The following is a 16,338-nucleotide window of genomic DNA, read 5'->3' on the forward strand; positions in this document are numbered from 1 at the left end:
CTTTATACATGTGAGCATGTTTTTTTGGAGCGGGAAACGAGTCTCGAACTCGCGACCTCAACCTTGGCAAGGTTGCGCTCTACCAACTGAGCTATTCCCGCGTTGTTCATTCGTACTGAATGAAGAAGCAACATTATATCGATGAAAAAAAATGTGTCAAGATTATTAATACATCTGATGAAGTATTTTTTGCTTTCACTATGATTTTTTAGGATTTAAATTCTTTCGTTGCCATCTTTAAATAATACAGCATGGACCAGATAGTAAGGATACAGGCTATAAGCATAAGAATATTTCCAAGTATCCATAACAAATTGGGTTCTGCTAATGGTGGGGAAGTGAGTAGTAAAAGAAAAATAGCTGCCATTTGCGCTGCGGTTTTAAATTTTCCCAATTTGGCTACGGCAACACTATTTCGTTTGCCAAGCTGAGCCATCCATTCCCGTAAAGCAGAAATGGTAATTTCACGACCGATGATAATCATGGCAAATATGGCATAGGTGCGGCCAGTTGCTACAAGTAATATCAGAGCAACAGCTACCATTAGTTTATCTGCAACCGGGTCAAGAAAAGCACCAAAATTAGATGTTTGTTTCCAACGACGTGCCAGATAACCATCAAACCAGTCAGTTATAGCAGCTACGGCAAAAAAGCCTGCTGCAAGCCAGTTAATGATCTGGCGATCACTAATCCAGTCTGCTGGCAAATAAAATAATAAAGTAAATATTGGAATGATGAGGATACGCAACCAAGTGAGCAATATCGGAAAATTCCATGGCATAACGGGGTGTCCCTGACAAGTTATGATTTGGTTGCTTATATGATACCGCTTTGAGCGCTTTAAGGTGATTTTTTATTATTGATTGATGAATGTATCTCTGGATAAATTGTTGTGATAATTTTATATTTTTATTTAAATATTTAATTATTAATTATGTTTTGATAGTAGTTCATACTATTGGAAACTACAGCATCGGACAGCAAAGATAGTTTATATATCCTGTCCGATGCTGAGGAAGTTACTTCACCATGTCTTTATAGGCAGCATAGCCGGCTGCATCCATCTCTTCATAGGGAATAAACCGTAAACTTGCTCCGTTGATGCAATAACGTAATCCACCGCGATCTTGCGGACCATCTTTAAATACATGACCTAAATGTGAGTCTGCATGCTGACTACGCACTTCAGTACGCTGCATGCCATGACTGTTATCTTCATGTTTACTCACTGCTTCGGATTGTATTGGCTGACTGAATGCCGGCCAGCCGCAACCGGAATTAAATTTATCCCGTGAGCTAAAAAGTGGCTCTCCACTGACAATATCTACATAAATGCCAGGGACAAACAGTTCATCATACGGATGACTATACGGGCGCTCAGTGCCTGCATTCTGAGTAATTTGATAAGCTTCTTCACTCAGTTGCTGGTGTAAAGTAGCTGCATCAGGCTTATGGAAAGCGTTTGCATCATATATTGTTGTGGAAGTCTGAGATGGAGGCAGTTCAGGGAGAGGCTCCCGAGCTTTTCGTAAATCAATATGACAGTAGCCTTGTGGATTTTTGTCCAGATAATCCTGATGATATTCTTCGGCAGGAAAAAATTGTTGTAAAGGTAAGTTTTCTACTACGATAGGTGCAGTATAACGCCCTTGTTCAGCTTTAATCATTGCCTGAATGACATCATGGTCAGCCGGATCTGTATAGTAAATACCGCTGCGGTACTGGGTGCCTGTATCGTGTGCCTGACGATTTAGGGTAGTAGGGTCTACAATCCGGAAAAAATGCCGCAGGATATCAGTTAAAGAGATGATATCTGCATCATATTTAACCTTTATCGTTTCAGCATGGCCTGTGTCCTGATTGCATACTTCTTCATAGCTTGGATTATCAGTATGACCGTTGGCATATCCGGCCTCGGTTTCAATCACGCCATTTAAACGCTTAAAATAGCCTTCCATACCCCAGAAGCAGCCGCCAGCTAAATAAATAGTTTTTAGATTCATGATGTTATTCCATATATTTGTGTGGTTTATTTGTACATGCTAACACCAGCATGTGTTGAATAAAAGATGTTGTTTTGCTTAATTATGTTTAAGTGATATAAAATCTCTGACTTATTTTGATAAATTGATGCATTGTCATATTGGTTAAAGATCATATGAGTATTATTACTTATTTACGTCCTGCGAGACCGGAAGACTGTGAAGATATTTATAATGCTCATCGCTATGCTGTTCAGTATACCTGTGCACGTAAATATGATGAAACAGTATTGAAAGCATGGTTGTCATTATTAAATATACAAAGCTATTTGCATACGCTGGCAGATGCTAATAAAGCTTTATGGGTGGTTGATTATAAAGGCCATATACAAGGCTTTTTTCAGATGGATTTAGTAGAAGCTCAACTGGATGCTTTATATATCCATCCTTTCGTACATAATCAGGGTTTGGGAACTGCTTTGTTGCAGCGTGCTGAAGATGTTGCCAGTCGTGCAGGGCTGGGTATGCTGAAGCTCTATGCATCGCTTAATTCCGTAAAATTTTATGAAATTAATGGTTATACTTCATTAGGTGAATGTGCATTGCCACTCAATCGTGACGTTACCGTTAACTGCTTACTGATGCGCAAATATTTAATTGAGTGATGTGCTATAAACAATATTTAATACTTAATACAGAAAATGAAAATTTAAAATTAATGGTTTGAATAATTATTAAATTTATTTTTATAAATTGTTTGTTTAACTAAATTGTTGATAGTAAATTTCTATTTCTCTTTTTTTGAGTGTGTTGGATTATCCAATAATTATAATGTGCCTATTTTTTAATCAATAAAAAATAATCAATATAAATCAATATTATATTGTAGTTATCCCCATATTTTACCTAAAGTTTTGCGCTGAATTTTGTGTACAGGTGGATAAGTTATCTATAATTGATTAAATCATTTGAATTTACAGAACAAAGAAGCTTGCCAGCAGTGGTACTGCCTGCCACAATAGCTATTCAGTTTAATATTTATTTTGTATTTATATGAAATGTCCTTTTTGCCAGCATAACAATACACAGGTAATTGATACACGTCTGAGCGAGGGTAATAATAGTATTCGCCGACGTCGTCGCTGTCTGGCTTGTGATTGTCGGTTTAGTACGTTCGAAGTAGTTGAAATGCGGATGCCATTGATTATCAAACGTACCGGAGAAAAAGTTTTGTTTGATCCGGCTAAGTTGTATACCAGTATCAGCAGGGCATTACATAAACGGCCAATGGATAGGGAAAGTATTGAAAATGCAGTGGCAGAAATAGAAACTAATCTTTATCACATGGGGGTTAAGGAAGTTCCCAGTCAGATGATTGGAGATATGGTCTTGAGTTTACTGGCTAAGCTGGATGAAGTTGCTTATGTGCGCTTTGCTTCTGTCTATAAAAGTTTTCACGATGTTTCGGAATTTACTCAATTAATTGCTACTTTAAAAAATACCAATTAGTTATATCAGCCCTTGAGAAGAGTATTGTTTTGTTCGCTGCATTCGGCGCTAATTCTTGTTATACTTTGTAACTATTATGCCTTGTCATGAAAGCTTAAATATATCATGTTGAAATCTCGTATAGGGTTGTGTGCAATACTTTTTTTATTGGGCTTATCTGCTTGCACGAAACAGGATACTTCTGTAACTATGGATGCAAGTGATACTCAGACTGCCAGCAGTAGCGCAGCATCTGCTGATGAACCTGCTGTTTCTGCCACTCAGACTCTGACCAGTAAAGACAGTAAACTCAGTATAGTAGTAGACGGAGATTTTGCTGATGTACTGGATAGTGCAACAGACTGGGTAGATCCGGCTCAATTAAATAATCTTACTTTATTACAGCATGATGACAGTAGTAATATCACTTTGGCAGTAAATAACTTAGGTACATTAAAAATTAAACCAGATGAATATTTTAAAAATCTGGCTGACAGTCTCGAACATAATAGTAGTATTAGTAATATCAAAGTAGGTGCCGCTACTGTAAACCGTATGAATTATCGTTTCAGTCATCAGCAAAATGGTACGTTGCTAAATGAAAGCTGTGTTGCACTGATTGTGGATAATAATCTTTATTCAGTATGCGCCAGCAGTGAAAGTGCCGACTATAATGCACTTGCTGGTACTTTAAAAACCATAAATGTACAGAATAATTAAAAAATGAGCTTTTCTGAGCTTGATGCGAAATTTATGCAAACCGCCCTTGAGCTAGCCTGGCAAGGGCGGTTTTCTACCAGTCCTAACCCGAGAGTAGGCTGTGTTATTACTCATGGCGAACAAATTGTGGGTCAGGGATTTCATGTCTGTGCAGGACAGCCTCATGCAGAAATACACGCATTACATCAGGCAGGATATCTGGCAAAGGCTGCTACTGCCTATGTAACCTTGGAACCGTGCAGTCATACAGGTCGGACAGGACCATGTGCCCAGGCATTGATTGATGCTCATATTAAGCGTGTTGTTGTTGCTATGAGCGATCCAAATCCATTGGTAAAAGGTAATGGATTAGACATGCTGCAAAAGGCAGGTATACAAGTCGACAGAGGTTTGTTTGCACAACAGGCGCGTGAACTGAATTCTGGTTTTTTATCCAGACAGGAAAGAAATAAACCTTATATCAGATTGAAGATAGCAGCTAGTCTGGATAGTAAGACAGCTCTAAGTAATGGTTTAAGCCAGTGGATTACTGGAGAGGCAGCGCGTGATGATGTGCAGACATTACGTGCTGAAAGTTGTGCCATATTAACTGGTGTTAATACTATACTGGCAGATGATCCTCTGTTAAATGTACGTCGTTTTTCGACATTAAGACAACCGTTGCGTATTATTCTGGATAGCCGCTTACGTCTTACACCTGAATATCAGGTAATTCAGGACACTAAAAGTCCTACACTGATCATTACTACTGTCACAAACAGCGCTAAAAAAGCCATTTTTGCATCTTATCCGCATGTTTCTATTCTTAATGTACCTGCAAATTTGCGAGGACAGATTGATTTACAAAAACTTTGGGCGATTCTGGCCAAACGTGATATTGGTTCGATATTGGTGGAAGCAGGTTCTATATTGAATTCAGCATTGCTGACAGCTGATGCAGTTGATGAAATCATTTACTATCAGGCTCCCAAAATACTCGGAGCTAATGCGCGCAATGCTATTGAAATATCAGAAAATCCAAATGCTTTAACAGAGCGGAAATGGCAGACTGTTGATGTAAAAGTTTTAGGTCAGGATTGTCGCTGGTTATTGCGTCATCGTGAAAGTGCCGAATGGTTAGCGGGTAAAACTGCTTTAGAAGTATAGTTTGCTGCATATCAAATCAATTCTTCTGAGTAAAAATTTTTTGGTGCTGAAAATAAACTTTCAATATGTAACAATAAGCTTATTTTATGTAAGCATAATTTTTAAGCGTGATTTAGCGTTATTGTTGTAAATATATTCATTTTTCTATTGGCAATTTAAAATAAAAGGTTTCGCCATGCGTATTTTATTAACAGGTTCAAAAGGTCAGGTAGGTAGTTGTTTAAGAGACAGATTGCCGGAAAGCTGGGAGCTGATTGCCAGTGATTCTCAGACACTGAATATTACTGATGCACATAATGTGCTTAATATGGTGAAAACTTTTGAACCGGATGTGATTATTAATGCGGCAGGGTATACCAAAGTTGATGCTGCGGAAGCAGATATAGACAGAGCTTTTGCTGTAAATGCAACAGGAACACTGAATCTGGCTCAGGCTGCGCATTCCATTGGTGCACGTCTGATTCATATATCGACTGAGCAGGTATTTGATGGCCATCATCATGTCATTCTCACGGAAAATATGGCACCTAACCCTTTGAATGTATATGGGCATAGTAAACTGGCGGGTGAACTGCTGGCTTTAAATGCTCATGTAGATGCTGTGGTTATTCGTACTTCATGGGTTTATAGTGAATACGGACATAATTTTGTGAAAATTATGTTACAAAAAGGATTGGAAACACCCAATATTCGGGTTGTTGATGATCAGATTGGTTGTCCTACCTATGCCGGAGATTTGGCTGAGGCCATTATACGTCTTGCAGCATTACCTCATTCCCCGCGCGGTTTATTACATTTTGCAGGAAGTCAGCAGATGAGTTGGGCAGAATTTGCTCAGCGTATATTTACTGAAGCGGCAAAAATTGACGAAAGGTATAATCAGGTTAAGGTAGAACGTATTGCCACAGCTGATTACCAGTCAGCAGCCAGAAGACCTGAGTTTGGTATTCTGGATAGTCGTACCTTGCAAAATATGCTTCCGCAACCGGTTACTGATACACCTTTAGCACATATTGTTGAAAAATTGATGAGATAAAAATCATAAAAGAAAGCGGGTTAACTGATAACCCGCTTTTTTGATAACTGCTAGATTTAGTTTTGCGTACGCATATCGAAATGCTCAACTTTAAATCCGGCGCTCCGATAAGTGCGAAAACGTTGACGTGCAGCAGCAATTTCATCCAGATCATTACTTACCAGTTCTAATACACGTTCTGGTTTCCGGGGGGCATTACACCAGTATGCATCTGCAAGATTAATAACAACATAATCTTTTTCTATTACTGGTAAATCTTCACCATAAGCCAGTAATACTGCCTGTAAACCAATTGGTTGAACATGTTGTGGTGACCAGATTTCATGTGGAATAAAACTTGCGGGTTGAAATGACCATAAAGCATGATCCAGTTGATTAACACGGCTTACATCATCACACCAAATCAAAATATTTGAACCACTTTTAAATACTTTATGCGTCAGCCGGCATGTAAATGAAACGGGGTCTGTAATGTGAGTATAAAAAGTAGTTGTGGCCATATCTTTTTTCTCAGGATTGCTGAATCAGATACTCAAGCAGAAGCGGAACAGGACGACCTGTCGCACCTTTATTATTGCCGGAATTCCATGCCGTACCGGCAATATCAAGATGTGCCCAGGAGTAAGATTCAGTAAAGTATGAGAGAAAGGCAGCAGCCGTAATCGTTCCCGCAGGACGACCGCCAATATTTTGTAAATCAGCAAAGTTGGATTTTAATTGTTCTTTGTATTCCTCAAATAATGGTAGTTGCCATGTTTTATCATTAATACTGTCTGCTGCCTGTAATAAGTGATCAATTAATTGCTGATTGTTACCTAATACACCTTGTGCAACATGTCCTAAAGCGATGATACAGGCACCAGTAAGGGTAGCAACATCGATTACTGCTTTAGGCTGGAAGCGTTCAGCATAGATAAGTGCATCACATAATATCAGTCTGCCTTCTGCATCAGTGTTTAAAACCTCAATATTTAAACCATTCATAGCCTGAACAATATCGCCTGGTTTAACAGCATTCCCTGAAGGCATATTTTCACAAGTTGGGATTATTGCAACGAGGTTTAATGGTAGATTGAGTTTTACTGCAGCTGCAAAAGTACCAATAACCGAAGCCGCACCACACATATCAAATTTCATTTCATCCATGGCAGCACCTGGTTTAAGAGAAATACCACCAGAATCAAAAGTAATACCTTTGCCAACCAAAACTACCGGCTTATCTTCGTTATTCGAAGCTCCATGATATTGCAATTCAATAAGATAAGCTCCGGCCGTGCTTCCCTGTGCAACAGACAGTAAAGCATTCATACCCATTTCCTGTATTTCGGTTTCGTTTATGATTCTTGCACTGGCACCTAAATCATTGGCAATCTTGGCAGCAGAAGAAGCCAAATAGGCCGGAGTACAGATATTTCCCGGTGCATTGCCTAAATCTTTACAGATATTCATACCATAGATGATAGCTTCGGCCTTGCTAAGGTGGTTATTGACAGGGTGAACAGTCTGATAATTGATTTTTTCAAGTAAAACTGGCTTAGAATCTTTTTTGAATTTATCAAAGCAATAGACCGCTTCGCCAACAGCAATTGTAAAAGCCTGTACCCATTTCTGGGCAAGTATTTCCGGTAATTTGCTTAAATCTATATTGAGTGATGATTGCTCTTTGGACCAGCTGGCAGCTTTTGCGGCCAGTTTCTGGATACTGGCATAATCATCTTTATCGATATTTACTACAGCTAAAGCCTGTAAAAATTCATCTTTTACGGTGTGTGTCGCAATAAAATCCTTTTGCTGCTGTTGTAATTGAGTTAACAAAGTATTAGCCAGATGTTGTTCTGGTTTGCTTTCTTTGCAATACACAAATAGTAAAGAACTGTTGTTTTGCGGCTGCAATTGTTCCGCATTTATGCTAAATTCCATATTTTCCTATCCTATTTTATAAGGGCATTATATATATTCTGTACGAATCATGCGTTAAGCAGAACCGGATGCACTTATTGTAACGCAGGCTGCCGCTAAAGTAAGGACAGTCGCAAATGTGTTTAATTATCTTATGATTTATCAACGCCAATTTATTAAAGAATTATCATGGACTGCCGTAGGCATATTCGTGATCTTATTGGTAGTACTGGTAGCTACACAGGCAATCAATCTGCTGGGTCGTGCCGCCAGTGGTCGTGTAGCCATTGATGCAGTGTCTGCGTTAATCGGATTCTGGACAATTGGCCTGACACCTGTACTGCTTATTCTGACAGCTTACATCAGTATTATCACAGTACTTACACGTTATTGGCGTGATAGCGAAATGGTGATCTGGCTATCCAGTGGCTTATCATTAAGAAACTGGATTATTCCTTTAATGAAATTCGCTATTCCGTTTGCAGTTTTGGTGGCAATAGTTTCCATGCTCATTCAGCCTTGGGCAGAGTGGCGCAGCCGTGAATTTGCGGAGATACTAAAACAAAAACAGGAAATGTCATTACTGGAACCCGGGGTATTCAAAGAAATTGGCAAAAGCCATCCGCGAGTTTATTTCATTGAAACATTTGACCCTGATAGCGGTCGTGCCAGTAATCTTTTTGTTCGTGAAAAAGAAAAAAATGGCAAGGAAAGTTCGATTTTTGCGAAAAAGGGCGAATTTAAACAGGATGGAGAGAAACGTATTCTTACTCTTGAAGACGGTTTTCGCTACTATGGAAAGCCCGGACAGGCTGATTATCAAAGAGCTTCTTTTGATAAAATGACAATGATTATCAGTGTTAATACAACCGTTATAGATCCAAAACAGAACCGGCATACAATTCCTACTTCTGCATTATTTGCCAGTAACAAACCCATTTACAAAGCAGAACTAATGTGGCGCTTATCATTACCGATTAGTGTTATTGTACTTGCTTTAATGGCTTTACCATTATCCTATTTTAATCCCCGTACCGGACATACATACAATATTCTGATTGCAATTGCAGTATTTTTAATTTATCAAAATGGCCTGACCTTTCTGCGAGATCTGGTAGAAAATGGTCGTATACCTTTCTGGCTAGGCATATTTCCAATGCATCTAATGATGTTTATGCTGTTTCTATTCTTATTACGCTGGCGTGACTTCCCATCAGCTTCTTTTAAAACAGCGTTTACATCATTACTGGGAGGACGGTCCTGATGCGTTTGCTTAATCGTTTTGTCATCAGCCAAATGACTGTTTATACTTTATATGCATTATTGGCACTGGTAAGCTTATACAGTTTTTTTGATATTATGGGTGAAATCAGCCATGTTGGTGACGGACGTTATACTGCCGATAAAATGCTGTATTATGTTCTTATGCTGATTCCGACACATGCTTATGAGCTTATGCCTCTGGCTGTACTAGTTGGTGGTCTGGTTTGCCTTAGTCAAATGGCCAGCAATAGTGAATTTACTGTAATCAGAACATCCGGAATCAGTTTGTCTAACATTATTAGTATGATGCTGCAATTTGGACTATTCTTTGCAGTCATTGCTGCGCTGCTTGGTGAATATGTCGTACCTAGAATAGGTCCTTATGCAGAACAGTATCAATTACATGCACGTCAGAACAGCATTAGTGCTGGAGATAGTGGTATATGGTTAAAACAAGGAAAAGATATTGTAAATGTAGCTGAAATGCTTCCAGATGGCAGTTTAAGAGATATCAATATTTATCGTCATGATGAAAATTTTCAACTGACTGAAACTTTACATGCTTTCAGTGCTAAAGTGGATGTTCATTCTACTGAAGGTAAAAAATCTAAATGGCATTTGAATCAGGTAGATCAGTCACTATTGGGGAAAAATCAGATATCTGTAAATCATATTGAAAATCTGGATTGGAAAATGTCTGTTAATCACCAGCTTCTCAATATATTGCTGGTAGCACCAGAACAAATGTCAGCTATAGCACTTTCAACTTATATCAAGCATCTGAAGCATAATCATCAACAGACAACACGCTACGAACTTGCCTGGTGGAGAAAGATTGCCTATCCATTGGCGTGTATGGTTATGGCTTTGGTAGCGCTGGCATTTACGCCCCAACAAAACCGGCATGGGAATATGGGTTTGAAACTATTCTATGGAATATGTTTAGGACTATTATTTCATTTTTCCGGAAGACTGTTTGGATTTACCAGTCAGTTATATGGAGTGCCGACTATAATTGCTGCATTTTTGCCTACAATTCTTTTTCTGTGTCTGGCTATTTATCTGATTCGAAGACAGGAAAAACGTTAATATCCATTTTGTATTTAAACTTTATACGCCTGAACCGTAAAATGTTAAGTGATAGTTACTAATTTCAATGAGAAAATTAAATGGATATTGTTTTTATGGTAAATCTCATTAAACAATTTATTAATTGTTAAGAAAAATATTAATGAATTAGTTTCTAAATATTATTCAGTAGAATTTTAGCAAATAATTGCCGGTAAAAAATTTGGTTATAGTGAGTTTATTTCACATATAAAAATTCTAAGCAAATGAGGAAATTATATTTATATTTACCATTTTGTAAAAAGTTACCATACCTGAAAATAGCTTTAGTGAATTTGAGATTTTTGCTTTATTTATAATCGAAAATAAAAAAATTATCGTCTGTAAAGAATTGACTCAACAGTTAACAGATAATTTAAATGATTGCGATTTTAATTGAATACATTAATTTTCAGGAAACGCTAGAAATTAAATAATATTTTTATTTAAATAAAAATTGATTTAACATAAAAATGAAAATTCAAATAAAGTAACAAATTTCTCTTTAGTAGCTATCAATTAAATATCAGAGAAATTGATAGCTACTTAATCTAAGGTACTTAATAAAATTAATTGATGTTAAATCAATATTTAAAATAATTATAATTATAATTATTTAAATAAATAGAATTGCCTAATACAGCAATTTATGTAATTTTTTTTGTTCTGTGGGTTGAGTCAAAATCCCTGCGCTTTGTAGAAGCTGAATATACGTTGTTATATAACCATACTGTGCTTCGGCCAATTTTTGCTCAGCATCAGCCTTAGCCTGTAAAGCCTGTAATTCATCCAGATTACTGCGTATACCTACTTTACGACCTAATTGGGTAGCTTCAAGTTTTACAGAATTCGCTTTTAATAATTGTTGCTGTGCCTGAATCTGATAAAGATTGCCTAATGTAGTCTGATAAGCCTGATTAACATTAAGTTCAATTTTACGTTCAGTTGCAATTAATAAAAATTTATTTTGTTGCTCTTTTGCTGCTGCTTCTTTAATTTTACTGTGGATTAATCCACCAGTAAATAAAGGCATTGAAAGCTGGACTGTAACAATCCCGCCTTTACTGCGAGTACCATGATCCAAACCATAAAATTGCTGAATCTGATGATTGTCCTGATAACCGCCATTAATCGTTAACTTCGGCCAGTTTTCTGCTTTAGCTGCGATATAAGCTTGTTTAGCATTTTCTAAAGCCAGCTTTTGCTGCTGCCATTCTGGATTATTTTTTTGTGCTGTATTTATCCAATCTGCTTTGCTTGTTTTTCCCAGTAAGTCGCCAAAATCTGTATGTCTTAAACGTTTAATTTTCTTCGGATCAAGACCGGTGATATTAGCCAGATTATTTTGAGCTACCAGCAGATCGGTCATTGCACTAACTTTTTTTGCACGCGCTGCTTCATATCCAGCCTGAGCTTCGTTTGTATCCAAAATGGTGGCTGCACCTTTATTGAATAGAGCTTTGGACTGTCTGATTTGCATTGCATAGGCTTCTTTTTCTTTTTCAATTGAAACTAGTTTATCTTCAATGAGTAAGACCTGAAAATAAGCCTTAGCAACATTAAATAGCAAATCTTCTTTTACATTCTCCAATTGCCAGTCAGCCATATTGGCGGTAATTTTACCTTGCTGGTATTGTGCCCATTTAGTTTTATCAAACAGAGCCTGACTTGCCTGAACATTCCAGCCATGAGTCTGGGTTGTACTAGATAGAGAGGGGGGCTGCTTTTGATAGATATAATTGCCATTTACCTGAGGGAGCAGAGCAGCACGTGTCTGTGCCAGTTGTTCTTTTTGAGCATCGCGTTCACTTTGAGCTGCTGAAAAATCTGCAGAATAGTTTATTGCAGCCTGCCAGGCATCAAATAAATCGAATGCCTGTACAGGAGCAGAAATAACACTGTATCCAATACAAATACAGAAAGTTTTCCAAATAGTAAAAGTATATTTTTGCATCAGCGTTCTCGCATACTTTCATCAACTTTAGTTTGCAGCGGGCTTAACAAATAAGTGATGACGCGACGCTTCCCGGTTTTAATTTCTGCAGTTACATTCATACCGGCTGTTAAATTCACTTTTTTACCATCTATCATCAGATAATTTCTATCCAGAACAATAGTAGCGGCAAAAACCAGCCCCAACTTTTCATCCTCAATTGCATCAAAGCTTACATTTTTTACTTTACCGGTCAGGTATCCGTAGCGTGTATAGGGAAATGACTCAATTTTAATAATGGCACTTTGTCCTGCTTTAACAAAACCGATATCTTTATTTGGAACAAGTGCTTCGATTTCCATCTGATCCTGATCCGGCACAATAACCATAATTTGCTGAGCAGCTGTAACGACACCGCCTATAGTATGTGTGGCCAGTTGCTGCACCGTACCGTCGACAGGTGATTTCAATGTCATTAATTGTTTGCGCTGTAACGCTTTATCAGTTGCTTCTGTTAGTTGCTGAATTTGTTCATTGGCCTGACGCAATTGATCGAGTGTATCGCGTCTAAGGGTATTAGTCTGTAACAGTCTGTTTTGCTCAGCTTCGCGTATGCTTTCCTGAATTTGACGAAGCTGACTACGCTGGCTGGCTAAGTCATTTTTATTTTGAATAAACTTGCTTTCCTGCTCGTAATAAGCATGTTTGGATACAAAATTTTGTGCCAGTAAGTCCTTGTAATCAGCTGTACGACGTTGCTCAATGGCTGTAGTTTGTTCAAGTTTACTAACCTGTGACTGGGTTCCTTGTAACTGTGCCTGATGTTCGCGCAATACAGTCTGCAATTGGGCATCCTGAGTAAACCATGTTTGGAACTGATTTATTGCTAATGATTGTGCTTCCATAATCTGATCAGGAGTCAACTGCCATTTTGTTGCTAGTTCGTGATCCAGTACAGGAGGTTGATGTGTATCAACAGCGCGAATCACCGCTTCCAGACGTAATTTATTTAAACGTGCGGCCTGCAGGGATTTTTCTGACTGAGCATAATCACTGTCAGAACCAATACCACTTAGCTGAACTAATACTTGTCCGCTTTTTACATGATCGCCATTTTTGACTGCAACTTTATCGACAACAGATGTTTCAAGCGGCTGGATAACTTTACTGCGTCCGCCCGGGGTGGTTTTACCCATTGCTACAGCAACAATATCCAGTTTGCCAATTAATGCCCATAATAGAGCCAGCACGGCAAACAGAATAATCAGTCTTGCTGTCCATTTAGGTGCGGCAGAAATAGGTGTTTCAGTTAATTCCAGATGTGCCGGTAAAAAAGCACGTTCGTCTTCATCTCGTTTAGGCGGATCCAATTGAAAGCGTACCGCCCAGACATTTTTCCAGACTGTGCTATATCGTTGTAAAAAATCTTTAAAAGCTTGAAAGCGAATGCCCATATCTTATTTTCTTATTTTGAATTTAATGTCAGCTGTTTTGCAGTTGATATAAATAGCGATAGTAACCATTTGGTTTTTCCAGTAACTCCTGATGAGTACCTTCTTCTACTATGCAGCCTTTATCCATGGCAATAATGCGATTGGCCATACGCACTGTAGACAGACGATGTGCAATAATCAGTACAGTACGTCCTTTGCAGATAGCCTGCATATTTTTCATAATAGCTCGTTCGGATTCATAATCCAGTGCACTGGTTGCTTCATCAAGAATCAGAATACGCGGATTGCCTACCAGAGCCCGGGCAATTGCTACTCGTTGTCTTTGCCCTCCAGAAAGTCCAGCTCCCTGTTCTCCAACTATAGTGTCATATCCTTCCGGCAACTCCATGATAAATTCATGTGCGCCGGCCATTTTAGCAGCATACATCACTCTTTCCAGCGGCATGCCCGGATCAGCAAGAGCAATATTGGCACGGATACTCTGATTGAGCAGAACGTTTTCCTGAAGCACCACACCTACCTGCCGCCGTAACCAGGCCGGGTCAGCCAGCGCCAAATCATTACCATCAACTAAAACCCGCCCCCGCTCGGGTGTATATAAACGCTGTACCAGCTTGGTTAGAGTGGATTTACCTGAACCAGAACGCCCGACAATTCCCAGAATTTCTCCGGGCCGGATATTTAAACTCAGATCCCGTAATATTTCTGCACCATCAGGCCGGTAGCGAAAAGAAATTTTTTCAAATTCAATTTGTCCTTTAATATTGGGGAGAGCCATGCGCGAAGTTGGATTTTCCGTCGGAGTATTCAGAATATCTCCTAACCGTGATACCGATATTCCCACCTGCTGGAAATCCTGCCATAGCTGTGCCAGCCGGATAACAGGAGCCGCTACTTGTCCTGCAAGCATATTAAATGCAATTAATTGACCTACAGTCAGATCGCCCTTAATTACCAAATGCGCACCAAGCCATAATGTAACAACTGTAACCAGTTTTTGGATAAACTGTACACCTTGTTGTCCGATAGTAGCCAGCCGTGCAACGCGAAAACCGGAATTGACATAAGCGGCCAGTTGCTGATCCCAGCGTCTAGTCATCTGTGGTTCAACTGCCATTGCTTTAATGGTACCTACAGCAGTTACTGATTCAACCAGAAAAGACTGATTATCGGCATTGCGGGCAAATTTTTCATTCAAACGAGCACGCAAAATCGGGCTGATAGTTGCAGACCAGATGGCATAGCAGGGCAGGGAGATAACAACTACCAATGTTAGCCAGCCACTATAAAACCACATAACCAGCAAGAAGATAAAAGAAAAACATAAGTCCAGAACAGAAGTTAATGCCTGTCCGGTTAGGAAATTCCGGATTTGTTCCAGTTCACGCACCCTTGCAACGGTATCTCCCACTCGGCGATGCTCAAAATAAGCCAGAGGCAGACTTAACAGATGTCTGAATAATCGTGCGCCTAATTCAACATCAATACGTGATGTAGTATGAGCAAATATATATGTACGCAATCCGCTAAGCACGACATCAAAAATAATGATTACCAGCAATGCAATAGTAATAACATCAAGTGTAGAAAAGCTGCGGTGAACCAGAACTTTATCCATTACCACCTGAAAAAACATAGGTGTAACAAGTGCAAAAAGCTGAATAAAAACGGATACAATCAGTACTTCCAGAAAAATACGCCGGTATTTGATAACAGCCGGAATAAACCATGTGAAATCAAACTTGGCCAGTTGACCAAGTATTGATGCACGGGAAGTAACCAATATAAGCTGTCCGGAATAGCGTTGGGTAAATTCTTCTTTCGTAAGGATAACCGGTTTACCCTGTTCAAGATCCTGAATTAAATAGCGATCACCATCTATTCTAGCCAGAACAAAATGCTGTCCGTCATCCCGCCAAACAACTGCGGGCAAAGCCACAAGATGCAGACGTTCAACATTATGCTTTACCAGTCTGGCTTTTAATCCCAGGTCTTTGGCTGCCAATAGCCATTGCTCACTGTTTAAATCCCCTTTTTCAGCATATTTATGGGTAATATCGGCAGGATTAACTGCCAAACCATGAAAATGGGCAATAAGTACGAGTGCAGTAACCGCTATATTGGGTTTTTGAAAACTATCTGATTTTTTTAAAGAATCAGATTTTGAAGGCAGAGACTCAGGTGATAATGACATAGGTATTAAAAATATCTTAATTTAAGATGACAAATTAACATAAATAATAACAAAAATACACATAAAAAAGACAATAAAATCCAAATATTTAATATTTAATTATATTGTATAAAATT

Annotated in this window: 13 protein-coding genes, 1 tRNA gene and 1 pseudogene; 7 read left to right on the forward strand and 8 right to left on the reverse strand. The window is 38.7% G+C overall.

The features are described from left to right. Positions 1 to 25 precede the first annotated feature (25 nt). The 3 genes and pseudogenes from H3U82_RS02150 to msrAB all read right to left on the reverse strand — a co-directional run. Positions 26 to 101, reverse strand: a tRNA-Gly gene (locus H3U82_RS02150). A gap of 107 nt (positions 102 to 208) precedes the next feature. Beyond that, positions 209 to 781 carry a CDP-diacylglycerol--glycerol-3-phosphate 3-phosphatidyltransferase gene (gene pgsA, locus H3U82_RS02155; RefSeq protein ID WP_041879843.1) on the reverse strand — a complete coding sequence of 191 codons (573 nt, stop codon included), beginning with the start codon at positions 779 to 781 and terminating at the stop codon, positions 209 to 211. 238 nt (positions 782 to 1,019) lie between these two features. Then, positions 1,020 to 2,012: pseudogene (msrAB, locus tag H3U82_RS02160) on the reverse strand (bifunctional peptide-methionine (S)-S-oxide reductase MsrA/peptide-methionine (R)-S-oxide reductase MsrB); the annotation flags it as partial. A gap of 146 nt (positions 2,013 to 2,158) precedes the next feature. On the opposite strand from msrAB, the gene H3U82_RS02165 reads away from it, so the two are divergent. The 5 genes from H3U82_RS02165 to rfbD all read left to right on the forward strand — a co-directional run bounded on the left by H3U82_RS02165 (position 2,159) and on the right by rfbD (position 6,372). Beyond that, positions 2,159 to 2,647 (forward strand): GNAT family N-acetyltransferase, encoded by a 489-nt coding sequence (locus tag H3U82_RS02165; protein WP_198208979.1) that lies wholly within the window; start codon positions 2,159 to 2,161, stop codon positions 2,645 to 2,647. A 388-nt stretch (positions 2,648 to 3,035) separates the two neighbouring features. Beyond that, positions 3,036 to 3,491, forward strand: a complete 456-nt coding sequence (gene nrdR, locus H3U82_RS02170; protein WP_025331013.1) for a transcriptional regulator NrdR — start codon at positions 3,036 to 3,038, stop codon at positions 3,489 to 3,491. A gap of 105 nt (positions 3,492 to 3,596) precedes the next feature. Beyond that, positions 3,597 to 4,190 (forward strand): cytochrome C, encoded by a 594-nt coding sequence (locus tag H3U82_RS02175; RefSeq protein ID WP_198208980.1) that lies wholly within the window; start codon positions 3,597 to 3,599, stop codon positions 4,188 to 4,190. A 3-nt stretch (positions 4,191 to 4,193) separates the two neighbouring features. Then, positions 4,194 to 5,336 carry a bifunctional diaminohydroxyphosphoribosylaminopyrimidine deaminase/5-amino-6-(5-phosphoribosylamino)uracil reductase RibD gene (gene ribD, locus H3U82_RS02180; protein ID WP_198208981.1) on the forward strand — a complete coding sequence of 381 codons (1,143 nt, stop codon included), beginning with the start codon at positions 4,194 to 4,196 and terminating at the stop codon, positions 5,334 to 5,336. A gap of 175 nt (positions 5,337 to 5,511) precedes the next feature. Continuing rightward, positions 5,512 to 6,372 carry a dTDP-4-dehydrorhamnose reductase gene (rfbD, locus tag H3U82_RS02185; protein ID WP_084553505.1) on the forward strand — a complete coding sequence of 287 codons (861 nt, stop codon included), beginning with the start codon at positions 5,512 to 5,514 and terminating at the stop codon, positions 6,370 to 6,372. 56 nt (positions 6,373 to 6,428) lie between these two features. Here rfbD and H3U82_RS02190 read toward each other — a convergent pair whose 3' ends face one another. Beyond that, positions 6,429 to 6,872, reverse strand: coding sequence for a DNA polymerase III subunit chi (locus tag H3U82_RS02190; RefSeq protein WP_025331009.1), 444 nt, complete (start codon positions 6,870 to 6,872; stop codon positions 6,429 to 6,431). A 10-nt stretch (positions 6,873 to 6,882) separates the two neighbouring features. Continuing rightward, positions 6,883 to 8,292: a leucyl aminopeptidase gene (locus H3U82_RS02195; protein WP_198208982.1), complete on the reverse strand. Its 1,410-nt coding sequence runs from the start codon at positions 8,290 to 8,292 to the stop codon at positions 6,883 to 6,885. Positions 8,293 to 8,425: 133 nt separating this feature from the next. Here H3U82_RS02195 and lptF point away from each other — a divergent pair, with 133 nt between their 5' ends. Both lptF and lptG read left to right on the forward strand, forming a co-directional pair. Further along, positions 8,426 to 9,535, forward strand: coding sequence for an LPS export ABC transporter permease LptF (gene lptF / locus H3U82_RS02200; protein WP_084547227.1), 1,110 nt, complete (start codon positions 8,426 to 8,428; stop codon positions 9,533 to 9,535). Further along, positions 9,535 to 10,623, forward strand: coding sequence for an LPS export ABC transporter permease LptG (lptG, locus tag H3U82_RS02205; RefSeq protein ID WP_198208983.1), 1,089 nt, complete (start codon positions 9,535 to 9,537; stop codon positions 10,621 to 10,623). The genes lptF and lptG overlap by 1 nt, the downstream gene beginning before the upstream one ends. A gap of 652 nt (positions 10,624 to 11,275) precedes the next feature. Here lptG and H3U82_RS02210 read toward each other — a convergent pair. Genes H3U82_RS02210 through H3U82_RS02220 form a run of 3 tightly spaced genes read right to left on the reverse strand, consistent with a single transcriptional unit; the run spans position 11,276 to position 16,222 of the window. Next, the gene (locus H3U82_RS02210) at positions 11,276 to 12,595 is read right to left on the reverse strand and encodes a TolC family protein (protein WP_198208985.1); all 1,320 of its coding nucleotides are present in this window, start codon (positions 12,593 to 12,595) and stop codon (positions 11,276 to 11,278) included. Further along, positions 12,595 to 14,022 (reverse strand): HlyD family type I secretion periplasmic adaptor subunit, encoded by a 1,428-nt coding sequence (locus H3U82_RS02215; RefSeq protein WP_084553533.1) that lies wholly within the window; start codon positions 14,020 to 14,022, stop codon positions 12,595 to 12,597. Before H3U82_RS02215 ends, H3U82_RS02210 begins: the two co-directional genes overlap by 1 nt. A 34-nt stretch (positions 14,023 to 14,056) precedes the next feature. Further along, positions 14,057 to 16,222 (reverse strand): type I secretion system permease/ATPase, encoded by a 2,166-nt coding sequence (locus H3U82_RS02220; protein WP_198208987.1) that lies wholly within the window; start codon positions 16,220 to 16,222, stop codon positions 14,057 to 14,059. Positions 16,223 to 16,338: the final 116 nt, after the last annotated feature.

Source organism: Snodgrassella sp. W8132, assembly GCF_016100865.1.
In the GTDB taxonomy this organism is placed as follows: Bacteria; Pseudomonadota; Gammaproteobacteria; order Burkholderiales; family Neisseriaceae; genus Snodgrassella; species Snodgrassella alvi.